General features: G+C 70.8%; 15 protein-coding genes. 8 read left to right on the top strand and 7 right to left on the bottom strand.

The window, feature by feature from the left end; genetic code table 11:
• Positions 1 to 55: 55 nt before the first annotated feature.
• From AB5J62_RS21985 to AB5J62_RS21965, 5 genes are all read left to right on the top strand, one after another.
• Positions 56 to 820 carry a MerR family transcriptional regulator gene (locus AB5J62_RS21985; protein WP_370941784.1) on the top strand — a complete coding sequence of 255 codons (765 nt, stop codon included), beginning with the start codon at positions 56 to 58 and terminating at the stop codon, positions 818 to 820.
• Positions 821 to 877: 57 nt separating this feature from the next.
• Positions 878 to 2,116 (top strand): cysteine--1-D-myo-inosityl 2-amino-2-deoxy-alpha-D-glucopyranoside ligase, encoded by a 1,239-nt coding sequence (gene mshC / locus AB5J62_RS21980; protein ID WP_370941783.1) that lies wholly within the window; start codon positions 878 to 880, stop codon positions 2,114 to 2,116.
• A gap of 51 nt (positions 2,117 to 2,167) precedes the next feature.
• The gene (locus AB5J62_RS21975) at positions 2,168 to 2,524 is read left to right on the top strand and encodes a hypothetical protein (RefSeq protein ID WP_370941782.1); all 357 of its coding nucleotides are present in this window, start codon (positions 2,168 to 2,170) and stop codon (positions 2,522 to 2,524) included.
• Positions 2,525 to 2,538: 14 nt separating this feature from the next.
• Positions 2,539 to 3,327 carry a class I SAM-dependent methyltransferase gene (locus AB5J62_RS21970; RefSeq protein ID WP_370941781.1) on the top strand — a complete coding sequence of 263 codons (789 nt, stop codon included), beginning with the start codon at positions 2,539 to 2,541 and terminating at the stop codon, positions 3,325 to 3,327.
• A 112-nt stretch (positions 3,328 to 3,439) separates the two neighbouring features.
• Positions 3,440 to 3,625 carry a hypothetical protein gene (locus AB5J62_RS21965; protein ID WP_370941780.1) on the top strand — a complete coding sequence of 62 codons (186 nt, stop codon included), beginning with the start codon at positions 3,440 to 3,442 and terminating at the stop codon, positions 3,623 to 3,625.
• Here AB5J62_RS21965 and AB5J62_RS21960 read toward each other — a convergent pair.
• Positions 3,605 to 5,245, bottom strand: coding sequence for an ABC-F family ATP-binding cassette domain-containing protein (locus AB5J62_RS21960; protein WP_370941779.1), 1,641 nt, complete (start codon positions 5,243 to 5,245; stop codon positions 3,605 to 3,607). The genes AB5J62_RS21965 and AB5J62_RS21960 overlap by 21 nt on opposite strands.
• A gap of 196 nt (positions 5,246 to 5,441) precedes the next feature.
• Between AB5J62_RS21960 and AB5J62_RS21955 the strand changes: the two genes are divergently transcribed.
• Genes AB5J62_RS21955 through AB5J62_RS21945 form a run of 3 tightly spaced genes read left to right on the top strand, consistent with a single transcriptional unit; the run spans position 5,442 to position 8,051 of the window.
• Positions 5,442 to 6,014 (top strand): ArsR/SmtB family transcription factor, encoded by a 573-nt coding sequence (locus AB5J62_RS21955; protein WP_370941778.1) that lies wholly within the window; start codon positions 5,442 to 5,444, stop codon positions 6,012 to 6,014.
• Positions 6,011 to 7,213: an MFS transporter gene (locus tag AB5J62_RS21950; protein ID WP_370941777.1), complete on the top strand. Its 1,203-nt coding sequence runs from the start codon at positions 6,011 to 6,013 to the stop codon at positions 7,211 to 7,213. The genes AB5J62_RS21955 and AB5J62_RS21950 overlap by 4 nt, the downstream gene beginning before the upstream one ends.
• A gap of 13 nt (positions 7,214 to 7,226) precedes the next feature.
• A complete protein-coding gene (locus AB5J62_RS21945; RefSeq protein WP_370941776.1) occupies positions 7,227 to 8,051 on the top strand; it encodes a metallophosphoesterase in 825 nt (274 codons plus the stop codon).
• 85 nt (positions 8,052 to 8,136) lie between these two features.
• Here AB5J62_RS21945 and AB5J62_RS21940 read toward each other — a convergent pair whose 3' ends face one another.
• From AB5J62_RS21940 to AB5J62_RS21915, 6 genes are read right to left on the bottom strand one after another with little or no spacing between them, the layout of a single operon-like run.
• The gene (locus AB5J62_RS21940; protein ID WP_370941775.1) at positions 8,137 to 9,390 is read right to left on the bottom strand and encodes a cytochrome P450; all 1,254 of its coding nucleotides are present in this window, start codon (positions 9,388 to 9,390) and stop codon (positions 8,137 to 8,139) included.
• Positions 9,387 to 10,826 (bottom strand): AMP-binding protein, encoded by a 1,440-nt coding sequence (locus AB5J62_RS21935; protein ID WP_370941774.1) that lies wholly within the window; start codon positions 10,824 to 10,826, stop codon positions 9,387 to 9,389. The genes AB5J62_RS21940 and AB5J62_RS21935 overlap by 4 nt, the downstream gene beginning before the upstream one ends.
• Complete coding sequence (locus AB5J62_RS21930) at positions 10,823 to 11,800, bottom strand: beta-ketoacyl synthase N-terminal-like domain-containing protein (protein WP_370941773.1); 978 nt, start codon at positions 11,798 to 11,800, stop codon at positions 10,823 to 10,825. Before AB5J62_RS21930 ends, AB5J62_RS21935 begins: the two co-directional genes overlap by 4 nt.
• Positions 11,797 to 12,978 (bottom strand): beta-ketoacyl synthase, encoded by a 1,182-nt coding sequence (locus tag AB5J62_RS21925; protein WP_370941772.1) that lies wholly within the window; start codon positions 12,976 to 12,978, stop codon positions 11,797 to 11,799. Before AB5J62_RS21925 ends, AB5J62_RS21930 begins: the two co-directional genes overlap by 4 nt.
• Positions 12,965 to 13,201 (bottom strand): acyl carrier protein, encoded by a 237-nt coding sequence (locus tag AB5J62_RS21920; protein WP_370941771.1) that lies wholly within the window; start codon positions 13,199 to 13,201, stop codon positions 12,965 to 12,967. The genes AB5J62_RS21925 and AB5J62_RS21920 overlap by 14 nt, the downstream gene beginning before the upstream one ends.
• On the bottom strand, positions 13,201 to 14,217 hold the full coding sequence (locus AB5J62_RS21915; protein ID WP_370941770.1) for a UbiA family prenyltransferase: 1,017 nt from the start codon (positions 14,215 to 14,217) through the stop codon (positions 13,201 to 13,203). The genes AB5J62_RS21920 and AB5J62_RS21915 overlap by 1 nt, the downstream gene beginning before the upstream one ends.
• Positions 14,218 to 14,227 lie beyond the last annotated feature (10 nt).

Below are 14,227 nucleotides of genomic sequence, written 5' to 3'. Positions count from 1 at the left end.
TGAGGCCCCAGGGTTAAGCGGGTCAGGGCCGAACGGCCGTAAGAAAGGGCGAACCATGGAGTATCCGGTGGGCAAGGTCGCCGGGCTGGCGGGTATCACGGTGCGCACGCTGCACCACTACGACGAGATCGGCCTGCTCTCACCGAGCGGGCGGAGCCCGGCAGGCTATCGGAGCTACAGCGAGTCCGATGTGGACCGGCTGCAGCGTGTCCTCTACTACCGGGAACTCGGGTTCGCACTCGACGAGATCGCGACCCTCGTCGACGATCCGGGCACCGATGCGATGGCCCACCTGAAACGGCAGCGTGAGCTGCTGGTGGAGCGCATCGGGCGGCTGGAGCGGATGGTCGCGTCCGTCGAGCGCGCGATGGAGGCAAGGAACATGGGGCATGCGTTGACGCCGGAAGAGAAGCTCGAGGTCTTCGGCGGTTTCCAGGAGCCGGAGGGCTACGCCGAGCAGGTCGCCGCCAACTGGGGTGACACCCCGGAATGGCAGCACGGCCAGGGCGTGGTGGCGTCGATGAGCAAGCAGGACTGGATCGACGCGGAAGCGGCGCGCCAGAGCTGGGTCGACCGGCTGCTCGCGGTCGTCGACGCCGGCGCCGCGGCGACGGACCCGGCGGCGATGGACCTCGCCGAGGAGCACCGGGCGATGCTGGGCAAGTTCATGGGGGAGTGCACCCACGAGCGGCAGCAGCAGGTCGCCGAGCTTTACGTGACCGACCCGGTCCAGCTCGGCTTCCTGGTCCGCGAGCCGGACCAGCGGCCGGGACTGGCCGAGTTCATCCGCGACGCGGTGGCGGCCAACGCCACGCGGTGAGGTAACTCATTCCCACCGGGCGAGATGGGGATCCGGGGCGCGCTTTACAGTCGAAGGATGCAGAGCTGGTCTTCGGTTGACGTGCCCCGGGTCCCCGGGACCCCCCGTCCGTTGCGTCTCCACGACACCGCGACCGGGCAGATCCGCCCGACCTCGCCCGGTGAGGTGGCCCGGATCTACGTCTGCGGCATCACGCCGTACGACGCGACCCACCTCGGTCACGCCGCCACGTATCTGGCGTTCGACCTGGTCAACCGGTTGTGGTTGGACGCGGGCCACGAGGTCCACTACGTCCAGAACGTCACGGACATCGACGAGCCGCTCCTCGAGCGCGCCGAGCGCGACAAGGACGACTGGGTCGTGCTCGGCATGCGCGAGACCGCGTTGTTCCGCGAAGACATGGTCGCGCTGCGCGTCGTGCCGCCGCGCGAGTTCGTCGGCGCGGTCGAGAGCATCCCGGAGATCGTCGAGGTCATCGCCAAGCTGCTCGCCAACGGCTCGGCGTACCGAGTGGACGACCCCGAGCACCCGGACGTCTACTTCGACCACTCGGCGACCGGCCGCTTCGGCTACGAGTCCAATTACGACGCCGAGACGATGACCAAGCTCTTCGCCGAGCGCGGCGGCGACCCCGGCCGCGCGGGCAAGCACCACCCCCTCGACGCACTTCTTTGGCGCACCGCCCGCGACGGCGAGCCTTCGTGGGAGTCCGAGCTCGGCGCCGGGCGTCCCGGCTGGCACATCGAGTGCAGCGCCATCGCGGTCAACCGCCTCGGCCTGGCCTTCGACGTCCAGGGCGGCGGCTCGGACCTCGCGTTCCCGCACCACGAGTACAGCGCCGCGCACGCCGAGGCCCAAGCGGGCGACCACCCGTTCGCCCGGCACTACGTCCACGCCGGAATGATCGGCCTCGACGGCGAGAAGATGTCCAAGTCGCGCGGCAACCTGGTCTTCGTGTCGCGCCTGCGAGCCGACGGCATCGACCCGTCCGCCATCCGCCTCGCGCTGTTCGCCGGGCACTACCGCGCCGACCGCCCGTGGACCGACGCGCTCCTCGCCGACGCCCAGGCCAGGCTCGCGCGCTGGCGTGAAGCGGTTTCGCTCGACGCCGGACCGTCCGCTGAGGACTTGGTCGCGCGGGTGCGCGACCACCTGACGAACGACCTGGACACGCCGCGGGCGCTCACCGCCATCGACGCCTGGGCGGACGAGGCGTTGAAGCGCAGCGGAACCGACGCGGGCGCTCCTGGTCTGGTGCGCACCGCCGTCGACGCGCTGCTGGGGATCGTGCTGTAGCGCACAGGCGGGACCGGGCAACCGGTCCCGCCCGCGTCGCGTGTGGCCGGTATGAGCAACGAGGACCCGATCCGGCCGATGGGCCGCAAGCAGCGGATTGAGCGCCACGGTGGCAGCGACCAGGTCCCGCGCGGGCGGGCGGCTCGTGCTCGTGCGCGCGAGGATGAGTTCGAGCGCGACGCGTCGAGCCGCAAGGTCGACGCCGCGGTGTTCGTGATCTGCCCGATGGTGTCGCTGGTCTTCGTGCTTGTGGCCGTGGTCGCTCTGGTCAGGGGACCCGACTACGACGACACGATGAGCAATCACCTGCACACGGTCGCTTTCGCCGCGGTGCTCGCGATCCTGCCGATGACCTTCGTGATCGATCGGGTGAGGAAGCGGAGGAAAAGCAACCGATCCGGCCGCTAGTGCGTAAGAGTGGCATGAACAGTGCCCAGGGGATCAAGACCGTCTTCGACCGGCGGGCGGCCACCTACGAAGGCAACACCTGGCATGCCCGTTACGCGGAGCGTCTCGTCGAACTCGCAGCCCCCGCGCCCGGCCTGCGCATCCTCGACGCGGCGACCGGCACCGGGCTCGCCGCCGGGGCCGCCGCGCTCGCCGTCGGGCCGACCGGGCACGTGACCGGCGTCGACCTCTCACCGGGCATGCTCGACGTCGCCAAGGAGACGGTCCGGCTGCCGAACGTCGGCTTCCTCAAAGCGGACGCCACCCATTTGGAGCAGTTCCCCTGCGCGTTCTTCGACATGGTCCTGTGTTCCGCCGGGATGCTCTACCTGCCTGCCGAGGTCGCGATAGAGGAGTGGCACCGGGTGCTCAAGCCGGGCGGCATCGTCGGGTTCTCGACCATGCGCGCGGGTTTCCCGGTCGCGGGACGGCTCTTCCGCGAGCACGCGAGCGCGTACGGGCTCACCTTGGACGATCCGGCCGCCCCGCTCGGTACCGCGTCCCGGTGCCGCACTGTCTTGCGCGACACCGGGTTCAGCCCGCTCGAAGTGACCGAGGAGCCGCTGCGGTTCGCCCGCGCGGACCTCGCGTACGCCTGGGAGGCGCACGCCCGCGGCACGTACCACGACGCGATGTCGACGCTCACCGCCCAGCAGACGCGAAGCTTCGAGCGCGACTTCACCACCTCGATCGCCCGCATGCTGCGCGCCGACGAGGAGCTGCTGCTCACCGCCGAGGTGATCTACGCCTTCGGCCGCAAGTAACCGGGCACTCGCGGGCAGGGGTCGTGAGCGTTCCGGCCGGTTCTAACCGGCCTAAACGCTCACGACCCCTGACGCGAGGCAACCTTGGCGGGCGGCCGGGCGTGTGTAGGGCATGAGTGATTCCACGTACCTGGAGTCCGTCGACCAACGCACTCCGTTCGCTGTCCTCGTCGGCGCGCTGCTGGCGGTCTTCTTCGGTTACGCCGCCTTCGATCTGGCCGATTTCGACGGCGGCCTCGCGGCCGGGATGTTCCTCTACGCGGTGTGTTTCGGCATCTCACCCTTCGTACGGCCTTAGAGCCAGGCGTTCGCCCTGCCAGTCGCGCCGGAGCCAGCGGTCGTGGGACGCGATGACGACCGCGCCCGGCGCGGTTTCGAGCGCGGCGAACAGTTCTTCGGCCAGTGTCAGGGAAATGTGGTTGGTCGGTTCGTCGAGCAGCAGGACGTGCGGCGGGTCCGCGAGCAGCAACGCCAGCGCGAGCCTGCGTCGTTGCCCGACCGAGAGCGTGCCGACGGGCCTGCCGAGATCGCGCGGCGCGAGCAGGCCGAGCTGGCTCAGCGTCGGCGCGCCCTCGGGTGCGACGTAGAGCTGGCGCGCCGACAAACTTGGGTCGGCGAAGACGACGTCCTGCTCGAGCATGCCGACCCGCACGCCACGCGCCCGCTGAACCGAACCGCTCGCCGGAGCGAGGTTACCGGCGAGCACCGACAACAACGTCGACTTGCCGGCGCCGTTGCCGCCGGTCACCAGCAGGCGGGCGCCGCTGGGCACGTCCAGCTGTCCGATGTGGACACGGCCGGGCACGTCGATGTCGCGCAGTGACAGCAAAAGCCGGTCCTCGTCGGTGGCTCCGGTGAGCGTCCCGGCGAACTTCAGCGGCGCCGGTGGTTTGCGGACCTGGTCGCGGTTCAGCTCGTCGAGGCGCAGCTGGGCGTTGCGGACTCGCCGTGACACCTGCTTCTGCACGCGGCCGCCGAAGAAGTTGTAGCCCATCTTGTCGTTGTCGCGCGGCGGCCGGTTGTGGGCGACCGCGCGCGACGTGACGGCGACGGATTCCTTCAGCTCCTTGAGTTGTTCCTGTTCTTCCGCGAAGCGTTGCTCCCATCGGGCGCGCTCGGCGCGTTTGTGGCCGAGGTACTCCGTGTACGCGCCGCCGTAGCGGGTCGGGCCGCCGAGTGCCGGATCGAGGTCGACGATGTCGGTGCAGACCGCGTCCAGGAAGACCCGGTCGTGCGAGGACAGCACCACGACGCCCGCGAGCGCGGACAGGTGCTTTTCGAGGAACTCCATCGCGTCGTCGTCGAGGTGGTTGGTCGGTTCGTCGAGCAGCAGGGTCTCCGGTTGCCTGATCAGCAACGCGGCCAGTCCCAGCCGGGACCGCTGGCCGCCCGAAAGCGTGCCGAGCGGGCGAGCGGGGGAGATGCCCGCCAGGCCGAGGCCCGCGCAGACGATCTCGGCGCGCCGGTCGGCGTCCCAGAGTTCGTGCGTCTGCGCCCAGTCGAGCACGCGGCCGTACTCGGGGACCGCGGACTCGCCCGCCCGTCGCCCACCGCCACCCTCAACGGAGGCGCTGTGCGCCGCTGTGTATTCACTAGCCATCCGCTCGGCGAGTTCGTCGAGCCTGCGTGCCTGGACGCGGATCTCGGCGAGCGCGTCGTCGATGACGTCGGCGAACGTGTCGGCCTGGTCGAACGGCAGCTCCTGGAGCAGGAAGCCCAGGTCACCGCCGAGTTCGACGGAACCGCCGTGCGGCTCCTCCACCCCGGCCAGCAGGCGCAGGAGCGTGGACTTGCCGATGCCGTTCTCGCCGACGAGGCCGAGCCGCTGCCCGGCGCCCGCTTTCAAGGACACGCCGTCGAAGACGACACGGTCACCGTAGGAGAAGACGAGATCGCGAGCATGCAAGGAAAAAGACATGAGACATCAGCCCTTGGGGTACGAGAACGAACTACCCGCCGGGCGAAGGCCTCGGGCGCGGGTGGGGTGAGGGCGTCAGTTGTCCATAGTGCGATCACTCTAACGCAACGACTGTTGTATTAGCAACCCCCGAGTTTGACGACGCGAAGTCTGAAAGAGTACTTTCGAAAGAAGTCTTTCAGATTGGGGCCGAGGCATGACCGAGCTGCCACCGCGCGAACGAGTAGGGGACGCCGCGCTGCTGCGGGCGCTGGCGCACCCGTTGCGGGCCGCGCTGCTCGATTACCTGGGCGCCGTCGGCCCGCGCACGGCGAGCGAGTGCGGTGAGGCCGTCGACTCGTCGGCGTCGAACTGCAGCTGGCATCTGCGTCAGCTCGCCGCGTTCGGCCTGGTCGAGCGCGTGGACGCCGAGGACGGCAGGGAACGTCCCTGGCGCGCCAAGCACGTCGGGCTGGAACTCGAAGACAACCTGGACCCCGCCGCGCTCGGCGTGGCCGCCGCGATGCTCGGGCAGGACCAGCAGCTCACCCAACGGTTTCTCGACACCCGTGACCAGCTCGAACCCGAGTGGCAGGCGGCCGCGGGCTTCAACTTCTACGCGCTGCGCGTGACGCCCTCGGAGTTGACCGCGCTGGTCGGTCAGATCGACGCGCTGCTGCGTCCTTATGTCGCGCCGATCCGCCAGGACGCGCCCGACGACGCCCGGCCGGTGCACGTCGGCCTGCGCGCGGTGCCGCGCGTCGAGGCGGACGGGAAGCCGTCGCGATGACCGGGCCGCTGCGGGAACCCGCGTTCGCCAGGCTGTGGACCGCGGCGTTCTTCTCCGAGTCCGCCGAATGGATGCTGCAGGTCGCGCTGCCGATCCACCTCTACCGCCTGACCGGGTCCGCGGCGTCGACGGCCGCGAGCATCGCGCTCGGTCTGCTGCCCGCGCTGCTGCTCAGCCCGGTCGCCGGCGTGCTCGCCGACCGCGCCGACCGGCGACGGCTCCTGTGCCTCGTGTGCGCGGGACAGGCCGTCGTCGCGTTGCCGCTGCTGCTCGCGGACGGCCAAGCCGTCGTCTACCTGGTCGTCGCGGGGCAGGCGGCGCTCGCGTCGCTGTTCGAGCCCGCGCGGTCGGCGCTGGTGCCGGATCTCGTCGGGCCCGACCGGGTCACCGCCGCCAACGGCCTGATGAGCGTCAACGGCAACGTCGCCCGGCTCGCCGGCGGCTGGCTCGGCGGGCTGGTGCTGGGCACGGCCGGTCTCGGCTGGGTCGTCGCCGCTTACGCCGGGACGCTCGTGATCGCGTTCGCGGTGCTGCTCAAGCCGTTCCACGCGGTGCGCGCGACGGCGTCCGAACGGGAGCCTGTGATCCGGGCGTGGGTGGCCGGGCTCGCCGCGATCCGCGACAGCCGCCGGCTGCGGGTGGCGAGCGTGTGGGTCGTGCTCTCGTCGCTGGCGCAGGGGATGTTCCTGGTCGAGTTCGTGCTGTTCGTGCTCACCGTGCTCGGCCGCGGCGAGGCGGAAACCGGGCTGCTCCGCGGCGTGCAGGCGATCGGGGGACTGGTCGCGGGCGTGCTCGTCGCGACGGCCGCGAAACGCGTCGCGCCCGAGAAACTGCTCGGCTGGGGTTCGCTCGCGCTGAGCGTGGTGACGTTGCTGATCTGGAACGGCCCGCAGCTGACCACCGCGCTCGGTGTCTACATCGGACTGTTCGCGATCGTCGGCGGACCAGGCGTTTTCGCGGGCACCGGCCTGCTGACGGTGATCCAGACGGAGACACCGCCGTCCCAGGTCGGGCGGGTGCTGAGCACGGCGTTCGCGGCCATGGCGGGCTGCACGGCGCTCGGCTCGCTCGCCGCTGGCGCGCTGGTGGACGTCGTCGGGCTGACCGCGCTGCTCAACGCGCAGGCGTTGCTGCATCTGGCGGGCGCGGTGGTCGTGCTGACCGGGCTTGTGCGGAAGGCGGTACTCCAGCCGGTCTAGGTACGGTGGGGGAGTGCCGAGCTTGTTCGCGACCAGCGATCTCCATGTGACCCACGAGGGCAATGCCCCGTTGGTCGACCAGGTCATCCCGGATTCCCCCGACGACTGGCTGCTCGTCGCCGGCGACGTGGCCGAGCGGGTCGATATCGTCGTCGATGTGCTGCGCACACTGCGCGGCCGCTTCGCGAAGGTCGCGTGGGTACCCGGCAACCACGAGCTCTGGACCACTCAGAAGGACACCTGCCAGCTGCGCGGCCAGGCCCGCTACGAACACCTCGTGGAGCGCTGCCGCGAGATCGACGTCGTCACGCCCGAGGACGACTACCTGGTCTGGGAACACGGCCACCGCCCGTTGACGATCGCGCCGCTCTTCCTGCTTTACGACTACAGCTGGCGCACGAAAGCGGCACGCGACGTCTCGCTGGAGGAGGCGCTCGGGCAGGCGCGCGAGGCCGGCGTGGTGTGCACCGACGAGTACTTCCTGCACCCTGACCCGTTCCCGAGCAGGCAGGCGTGGTGCGCCGAGCGCCTCAAGCTCAGCACCGAGCGGCTCGACGCGATCCCCGAAGACCACGGCACGATCCTGATGTCGCACTGGCCGTTGCACCGCCACCCGACCGAGCCGCTCTACTGGCCCGAGTTCGCGATGTGGTGCGGCACGACCGAGACCGAGGACTGGCACGTCCGCTACCGCGCGGAACTGGCGGTGTACGGCCACCTGCACATCCCGCGCACGACGCACGCCGACGGCGTCCGCTTCGAAGAGGTCTCGCTCGGCTACCCGCGCGAGTGGAGCAAGCGCGCACGCGGCGCCGTGCCCATCCGCCGCCTGCTCTGAGTACACCCCGGGGATAAAGCCCGCTTTACTCCCGGGGATTTAGCGGGCTTTATCCCCGGGAGTAAAGCCCGCTAAATCCCGGTCCTCAGGACTCGAAAACCACGTGCAGGCGCTCGGGGCCGCGCAGGCCGAAGCCCGGCTTGTACTCCAGCGGCGCGTCCGCGAGGCGGATGCGCCGGTAGCGCTTGGCCAGCTCGCGGAACAAGGCCGCGCCCGCCGGCTTCGACAGGACGGTGCCGGGGCAGTAGTGGACGCCGACGCCGAAGCCCATCTGGGCCTTGTGGTTGGCGCGGCCGATGTCGAACACGTCGGGGTTCTCGAACTTCTCCGGGTCGCGGTTGGCGGCCGCGATCAGCGGCATGACCGTGTCGCCTGGCTCGATCACGTGGCCGTCGAGCTCGATGCGCGCGGTGGCTTCGCGGCCGACGGCGTGCACCGGGGGCTCGAAGCGGGAGACCTCGTCGACGGCGGACTCGGCCAGCTCCGGGTGCTCGCGCAGCCGGTCGTACTGGTCCGGGTAGCGCGCGAACATCAGGAAAGCGTTGGCGGCGAAGCATTTCGTCGCACCGTAGGCCGCGACGATCAGCACGATGCAGGCGCAGACGACCTCGCCATCGGTGAGCTTGTCGCCCTCGACAGCGGCGTTCAGCAGCCGGGTGACCAGGTCGTCGCCCGGCTCGGCACGCCGGCGCTCGATCAGCTTGAGGAAGTACCGCTGCAACGCCTCAAGCTCCTCGCGTCGCTGCGCGACCGCTTCCGGAGACTGGTCCTGCAGCACGTCGAGCGCCCCGGCCGGGGTGGTCGCCAGCTTGGCGTATTCGTCGTATTCCTCGGCGGGCACACCGAACAGGCTCGCCAGCAGCATGAGCGGCAACGGGTCGCCGAGGTCGGCGACGACGTCGAAGTCGGGCTTGCGCTCGGCCTCGTCCAGCAGCTGGGTGACGATGCGCTCGATCTCGGCCTGCATGCCGCGCGCCACCGCCGGGCTGAACGCCTGGGTGAGCAGCGCGCGCTGGCGGGTGTGGAACGGCGGGTCGCACAGCAGGAACGGCTTGTCGGGGTCCTCCGGCGCGCGCTCGAGGAACCGCGGCTGCAGGGTGACCGCCTCCAGCTCGTCGAAGAACGACGACTGGGTGAACTCCTTGCCGAGCCTGCCGTCACGCAGCAGGGTCGCGACGTCCGCGTAGCGCGTGACGAACCAGGCGCCCATCGCGCCGCGGTGCACCGGCGCCTCCTCCAGCAGGCGCCGGTAGAGCTCGAACGGGTCCTCGCGGAACGTCTCGCCGAGCGGGTCGAAGTAGACCGCCGGGTCTTCGGCGGTCCGGATCGGGTTGTTCATCGTTGTCCTTCCACAGAGTTCGCGAGTTCGCGCAGGCGGAATCGGGAGACCTTGCCGGTGACCGTGGTCGGCAGCCGGTCGGTGAACAGGTAGCGGGCCGGTCGTTCCGGTGGCGCCAGCCGCGCGCGGGCGTGCCTGCGCAGCGCCCGTTCCAGGTCGGCGTGCTCGCCGGCCGGCACGACGTAGGCGACCACAGTGGACAGTGCGAACTCGCCCGCCGAGGTGCCGACGACCGCGCACGAGCCGACCGACTCGTGCTCCAGCAGCCGGGCTTCGACATGGGACGGGACGACCTTGAACCCGCCGACGTTCACGATGTCGTCGGTACGGCCGACGTAGTGCCACGCGTCCTGCTCACGGCGCAGCACGTCGCCGGTGCGCACCCAGCCGTCGCGGAAGACGTCGGCGGTCTCGGCCGGCGCGTTCCAGTAGTGCGACGCGGTCAGCGGGCCGCGCACATAGGCCTCGCCTTCGCTCTCGCCGAGTACCTTCACCTCGACGCCCGGCACGGGATCGCCGAGGTCGGCGCGCCCCGGCCGGGAGGCGAGCACGATGTGCAGGCATTCGGTCGACCCGAGCGCGTTGACCAGGTCGTGCCCGGTGACCTCACGCCACCGTTCGACGAGCCGGGCGTGCAGGCCCTCGCCGCCGACGACGCAGCACCGCACACCGCTGAAGTCGAGCCGGTCCGGAGTGCTGAGCAACGCCGCGTACAGCGCGGGGACCGAAAAGAACATCGTCGGCCGCGCGGTGCGCAGCGCGTGCGCGACCGCGTACGGGTCGGCTGGCCGTTCCAGCAGGACACTGCTCGCGCCCGCGGCGAACGGCAGGAGCACCGAGTTGCCGAAGCCGTAGCCGAAGGACAGTTTGGGCGTGGAAAAACACCGGTCGGCCGGGGTCAGCCCGAACCGCGCGCCGGTGGTGCGCGGCAGCGCCAGCAGCCCGGAATGCCGGTGCACCACGCCTTTCGGGGTGCCCGTGCTGCCCGAGGTGAACTGGATCAACGCAGGCGCGTCCGGTCCGACCTCGGCCACATCGAGCACAGGCTCTGCTTCGGCCAGCGCCGCGTCCAGCTCGGGACCGCTCAGCCAGACGGTCTCGCCCGGCAGTTCGTTCGCGAGGAACATCGCGCGGACGCCGGCGCGTTCGGCCAGGTTCCGCAGTTCGGCCCGGTCGAGTTTCGGGTTCGCCGCTACCGCGATCGCGCCCAGCCGCAGGGCACCGAAGACGCAGGCGACGGTCACCGGGCTGTCGTCCATCGCGATGAGGACGCGGTCGCCCTCGCCGACTCCGGCGCCGCGCAGCAGCCCGGCGGCACGCTGGGAAAGCTCCAGCAGCTCGCCGTAGCTGACCTCGCGGCCTTCGTAGTGCAGGCATGGCGTCGCGGCACGGCCCTCGGCGCTGTGGCGGTCGAGGTACCAGGTCACGGCGTTCATCGGGCTCCCCGCAGCAGCACGGCGAAGACGCGCCCGTCCGGCTCGGCGGCCAGGCACAGCACGGAAGGTTCGCGCAGCGGCGACCCGGTCGGCGCGATCCCGCGGCGCACCGCGAGCACGCCCGTCAACGCCAGCAGCGCTCCATCCGCGCCTCGGGCGCTCCCGGTCGTGCCCGTGATGGCCGAGACGGGGACCGGCCCGAGCGCGTCGGAGACGGCCGGATCGCCGGTCACGAGGACCGCACCGGCTGAGGCGCCGGTTTGGGCGATCGCTTCCCTTACGGCGTCCCGTAAATCGGTCCCGGGTAGCGCGGTCGCCGCGCCGGTCGCGGCGACGACGACGTCGCTGTCCGGGCCTGCCGGGGTGAGCGCGAGTGCGGCCGCTGCCTCGCCGGGCACCATGGGCCCGCTGGTCTTGGGGTGGTCGCCGGTGAGCACGTCGACGCCGCCCGCGAGCACCGCGTCGGCGGTGCCGTCAGCGACCATCCCGGCCCCGGTGATGAGCGCTTCGAGCCCGGCCGCCGGGCCGGACGAGAGCGTGAGGCCGGGGCCGAGCGCGCCGAGCCGGATCGTGGTGGCCGCGGTGACCGCGTTGAACCCGGTGTACGGCGCGAGCGCCGGGTTCGCGCCGACGCGGCCTTCCTCGCGGGTCGCGCGGAAGACGCTCGCGTATTCGCCGAGTCCGGCGTCCAGCGTTGCGCAGACGACGCCGATCCGGTCACGGGCAACGGTTTCGAGCCCGGCGGCCGCGGGCAGCGCGGCGCACAGGAACATCCGCACGTCGCGCGGCAGTGTCCGCACACCCTTGGTGCCGAGCACTTCGGCGACCGGCGGCGGGACCGAGTAGGCGGCCAAGCCGGCGAAATCGTCACGGTAGAAGGACCGCCGTGCCAGCAAGGCGTCGAACAGCTCGTCGGGCGTCGTTCCGGCGGCGGTCACCGCGCCCAGCCCCGAAATCGCCACTTCCCGGTTCATGCCGCTCCAAAAAGGACAGCCGACACCGTGCCGCCGAATCCGTGCGCCACATTCAGCGCGTACCTGATCTCGGCCTCCCGTTTGTCACCCTGGATGAGATCGACGCCCTCGCAGGCCGGATCTGGCTCGGTCAGCGTCGGATTCCCCGGCAGCAGGCCGTTGTTGAGCGCCAGCACGCAGGCCACCGACTCGATCGCGCTGGCCGCGCCCTGGGCGTGTCCGAGCATTCCCTTGATCGAGGAGACGGCAGGCCGCCTCGGCCCGGCGAACACGTCGGCGAGCACCTTGGACTCCAGCGCGTCGTTCGCCGGGGTGCCGGTGCCGTGCGCGCTGACGTAGCCGACCTCGGCCGCGGGCGTGCCCGAGCGCTCCAGCACCGCTGTCGCGCATCGCCGGAGTCCGGCGCCGTCGGGGTGCGGCGCGGTCATGTGATGCGCGTCGGAGGCCGACGCGCCCGCGAGCACTTCGGCGAGTATCGGAACACCGCGTTTCCTTGCGGACGCGCGGCTTTCCAGCACCAGCAGGCCTGCGCCTTCGGCAGGCATGAGGCCGCCGCGGTTCCGGTCGAACGGCCGCACCGCGTCGGCGGCGAGCGCGCGCAGGCTGGTGAACATCGCGAACACGGTCTCGGACAACTCGTCAGCGCCACCCGCGAGCATCGCGTCGGCCGCACCCGACCGGATCGCCTCGGCCGCCGACGCGAGCGCGTCGTTGCCCGCGGAACATCCGGTGCAGAGCACGGTCCTCGGCCCGCGCAGACCCAGCCGCCCGGCCGGGACGGTGGTCAGCGCGTGTGGCGACGCCCAGTTCGCGTCGCCGTCGAGGTCACCGCCACGCCGGATCAGCTCTTCGAAGTGCGGGCGGGTGCCCATGACCGTGCCGAGCGCCAAGCCGACCCTGGCGGCGGACGGATCGAGTCCCGCTTGCCGGAGCGCTTCACCGGCCGCCGTCAGCACGTAGCCCACCGACCGCGGCAGGTCCTCGTCCAGCGGGAGATCGAGCACCTCGCCCGCGCGGTGGGTGCCGTAGCCGTCGGTCGGGAACCGCCGCACCTCGCGGGTGCCGACGACACCCGAGGTGATCGCGGCGCCGAACGCCGTGGTGCCGACGCCGACGGGGGAGACCACGCCGCAGCCGGTGACCACCACGTCGGACGGCAGTGGTTCACGCAGCGGCATGGAGTTCCCGCACGATGTCCTCGACCGACCGCAGGCTGTTGGCGACCTCGTCGTCGAAGCGGACGCCGAACTCCTTCTCCACCTTCGTGATCAGCTCCAGCAACGCCAGCGAGTCACCGCCGACCTCGTAGAAGTCGGCGTCGGCGGGCAGTTCCGCCGCGTCGAGCTCCAGGATCTCCAGCGCGATCCCGCGCACCTGTCCCCGTGTCGATTCGAGATCCATCAAGCCTCCTGTGTCTTCGATTTCCGCACGCCGCCGAGCAGCCGGAGCCAGTCGGCGACGTCGTTCCGGCTCAGTGACGGGCCCCAGTGCGCGTACCGCGAAGCGGCCAGCCAGAACAGGAGCCCGAGCCCGGCGCAGGTCACCGCGAGCGGGGTGAACACGGTCACGGCCAGCGTGGCCGCCAGGCACAGCGCCAGATGGCAGTGCATGACCTCGCGCGCGGCGTAGGTGACCGGGGTGCCCACCGCGCGGGCGGCCACGGCGATCGTCGCCCACGACAACGGGACCAGCAGCCACAGCGTGAGTGTTCGCGCCGGGAGCCAGCCCGCCAGCGCCAGCACGGTCAGCGGGATCAACGGCGCCGCCGCCGACAGGCCCATCCACCGGCGATTCGCCTCGGCGAGGCGAACCCACAGGCTGCGGTAGCCGATCAGCCGGTCACCCTCGACGTCGGTGATGTCCTTGATACCGACCAGGCCGAGCGCGAGCACCATGAGCATCGCCGCGCCGGGCAGTCCGGGCGCGGCCATCAGCCGCCAGTCATCCGAGAGCGCTATGCCGGTGAGATAAGGCATCACCAGCGGCATGGTCAGGGTGAGCTGGCCCAGTATCGGGCGCTGCTTCAGCCGGGGACCCCACGAGTAGGACAGGCTGATCACGGCGGCGTACACCAGCATGAACAGCAACGGGGTGCCCGGTTCCCTGATGAGCCAAGCGATATCGGCCACGATGAGCGCCGACCAGCCCGCGACGGCGAGCACGCCGACCCGGCGCCAGCCCAAGGCCAGGCACAATGCCGTGCGCTCCAGCCGGTTCACTTCGTCCTCGCGGCGATCGGCGATCCGGTTCACCAGTTCGGTGCACACGCAATAAAGCGCCCAAAACGGAAAAGCCAGCGCGGCCGCTCTCACCGACAGTTCGCCGACGACGCCGAGACCCAGCAGGAATGTCACCCAATAATAAGCGGTAAAGCGAATGCTGCCGATCTGCAACAGGATTTTCACCGCACGCCCCATCTGCCCGAAA

Origin of the sequence: Amycolatopsis sp. cg5, from assembly GCF_041346955.1 — a bacterium.
In the GTDB taxonomy this organism is placed as follows: Bacteria; Actinomycetota; Actinomycetes; order Mycobacteriales; family Pseudonocardiaceae; genus Amycolatopsis.
This window is presented reverse-complemented; position numbering and strand designations above follow the sequence as displayed.